Annotated in this window: 4 protein-coding genes; 3 read left to right on the forward strand and 1 reads right to left on the reverse strand. The window is 51.5% G+C overall.

What is annotated here, in order from left to right:
- The coding region (locus ACEW8P_RS22150) for a carboxypeptidase-like regulatory domain-containing protein (protein ID WP_373515248.1) at nucleotides 1–414 on the reverse strand (414 nt) is incomplete at its 3' end.
- A 166-nt stretch (nucleotides 415–580) separates the two neighbouring features.
- On the opposite strand from ACEW8P_RS22150, the gene ACEW8P_RS22155 reads away from it, so the two are divergent.
- The 3 genes from ACEW8P_RS22155 to ACEW8P_RS22165 form a co-directional block, all read left to right on the forward strand.
- On the forward strand, nucleotides 581–952 hold the full coding sequence (locus ACEW8P_RS22155; RefSeq protein WP_373515249.1) for a DMT family protein: 372 nt from the start codon (nucleotides 581–583) through the stop codon (nucleotides 950–952).
- A 212-nt stretch (nucleotides 953–1,164) separates the two neighbouring features.
- Entirely contained in the window at nucleotides 1,165–1,506 is a 342-nt protein-coding gene (locus ACEW8P_RS22160) for a DUF6686 family protein (RefSeq protein WP_373515250.1), read from the forward strand.
- Between the two features lie 159 nt (nucleotides 1,507–1,665).
- Nucleotides 1,666–2,630, forward strand: a 965-nt coding sequence (locus ACEW8P_RS22165; protein ID WP_373515251.1) for a TonB-dependent receptor plug domain-containing protein, incomplete at its 3' end; no start/stop codon positions are given.

Here is a 2,630-nt window from a genome sequence, read left to right on the forward strand (position 1 = left end):
ATCGCTGCCCGTCAGCGTGGTGAGAGGCTGGGTGGTGGGGGCCTCAGTGCGGCGGGCGGTAATCTCGACATCCTTCAAGTGGATCTCATCTTCGGAAAGCCGGAAATTTTCCTCGTGGCCTTCCACCAGATCGACCGTGTCACGGCTGGCCTGGTAACCCACGATGCGGCATTCGATTTCGTACTTGCCCGGACACAGCCCCGTGAACTGGTAGCGCCCGTTGGCGTCGGTGAATACGCCCTGGTTGGTTTTGGGAAGCAGCAGGGTCGCTCCCACGATCGGCTGCCCACTGTGGTCGTCGCGTACAATGCCCTTGATAAAGCAATGGCAGGTATTCTCCTGACCAAAGGTTCTCGTAACTATTGACAATGATACACCTGCCACTAACCAGACGACTCGCACCAAACTACGCATACTCCTTCATTTCCAAATACCGTTATACTAGCCTTGCCACAACGTTGCAAATATACTTAATGATTCATAAACGCCTTTTTTATATTTGAAACTCCGTCTTTGGATATCGACCTAATCGCTCGCCCTTGTCGTCCCCTTTTTCATAAGTTTTCAAATAGTCCGCCTAGTGAAAGAACTCTACTGTAGACTTCTGCTCACGACCTCAACCGTTTTCATGACCCTTGCCTGGTACGGACATCTGCAGTTCCGGCAATACCCCGCCTTGGCTAAATCGTCTCTATTTGGGGTCATTCAACTTAGCTGGGGGCTCGCATTTTTTGAATATGTCTTCCAAGTCCCGGCCAACCGCATCGGTTCAAAGAAAAAGGGTGGTCCTTTCTCGATTTTTGAACTCAGGACCATTCAGGAAGCTGTTTCCCAGATTGTTTTCACCTGCGTCACGGTCTTTTTTTTCAAGACGGAAAAACTAGCCTGGAATCATATGGTATGTTTCTTTTTGCTGGTGCTGTCTGTTTTTTTCATCTTCAAAGAATGGTGATCACACTACCCATCACATCACTACCCATCACATCACTACCGATACATTCTCCGCAAAGAGTTATTTAGAATTTATCTAAATAACTCTTTGCATTCTAAATATTCTTACTAGCTTTGTGCCTTAATTTATTACTAGTCTAAATACAAATACGTGAGGATACGCGTAGATAATCAGATTTCCTACGCCTTTCCAGGCCCCATAACCAGCCTCCCATGGACGACACCCCCATCCGACCCATCAATTTGGCACTTACCCAGAATGGACAAGTGGCCCTTTGCCGAGGATGCCAGCAGTGCATTTCGCTGGAATTCGGTTTTATCCTCCAACTCTTCTCCCGCCGCGACTTCCAGGTGCTGGAACGAAACCTTCGCGACCTCGATACCGCCCAATGCCTCCGCCAATGCCATTGCCGAACGAGAATCATCTTGAATACCTCGTTTCCTGACCTGTATTTTACATTTAGCGAGCCTGAATTCATAGAACTCAGCATGCTCCTCACCAGCGCGCTTAGCAAACTGCAACTCATCGAAGCCACCGAACGGCACCTCAATTGATACAGGGAGCGACCGTGTGCATGAAGTAATAGCATCCTCCAAGTACTCACGCAGGATTAGCCTATAAGATCCTTGCTCTAAAAAAATGATACTCAATGCACTGTCTTTTAAATTTTTAAAAAAGTCCAGAATCCAAAATCAATTATCCAGCATCTACTTATGTACACTTTTAACCGACTCCTCTTTTTCTGTTTATTGATCTCTTCGCCTCTTGCTGCCCAAAGCATCCGGGGTAAAATCACCAACGCTCAGAGCGAACCCCTGCCCGGTATCACCGTTCGTGTGGCGAATCCTGCGTTGGGCACCCAGACCGACGCCAACGGCGAGTACGCCCTGGCGCTCAGCGGGCCGGGCACCTACCGCATCAAAGCCACGGGCGTTGGCTACGATGCGTACAGCCGGGAGGTGCTGGTGAAAGACGCCCCCCTGCTACTGAACATCACGCTGGCCGAATCTGCCGAGCAGCTCCAAACCATTGAGGTCGTGGGCCGCAAAGAGACGGACTACAAAAACGCCGTGTCGTTCATCGGGACGAAGTCGGCCACGCTGCTGAAGGACGTGCCGCAATCGATCAGCTACGTCACCAAGGAACTCATGCTCGATCAGGCGGCTTTCCGGGTCAACGACGTGGTGAAGAACATGAGCGGCGTGAACCAGTTTTCGTTCTACAACGACATCACCATCCGGGGCCACCGGGTGCAGGGCCAGCAGAACTCCTCCATCCTGATCAACGGACAGCGGGCCTTGACTAGCTTTTGGAAACAGCAACTCATTCCGCACATGGAGCGGGTGGAAGTAATCAAAGGCCCGGCTTCGGCCATGTTTGGCAATGCTTCGGCGGGAGGCACCATTAACCGCGTGACCAAAAAGCCGCTCGACGAGAAGTATCAGTCCATCAGCACTACCTTCGGCAGCTTCGAGACATTCCGCGCGCTGGCCGACTTCACTGGCCCGCTCAACGAAGACAAAACCGTGCTCTACCGCCTGAACGCCGGCTACGAAAACTCCGGCTCGTTCAGGAATCTGCAGTACGACAAGAACCTCATCGTGGCGCCGAGCATTTCGTTTGTGCCCAACGACAAGACCAGGATCAACGCCGACCTGGTGATCCAGCGCTCCGACAC

The organism is Persicitalea sp. (assembly GCF_041751555.1).
Lineage (GTDB): Bacteria > Bacteroidota > Bacteroidia > Cytophagales > Spirosomataceae > Persicitalea.

Bases quoted from the DNA above. Each gene is read 5' to 3' on its own strand.
- ACEW8P_RS22160 (WP_373515250.1), top strand. From the start codon at position 1,165: ATGGACGACACCCCCATCCGACCCATCAATTTGGCACTTACCCAGAAT.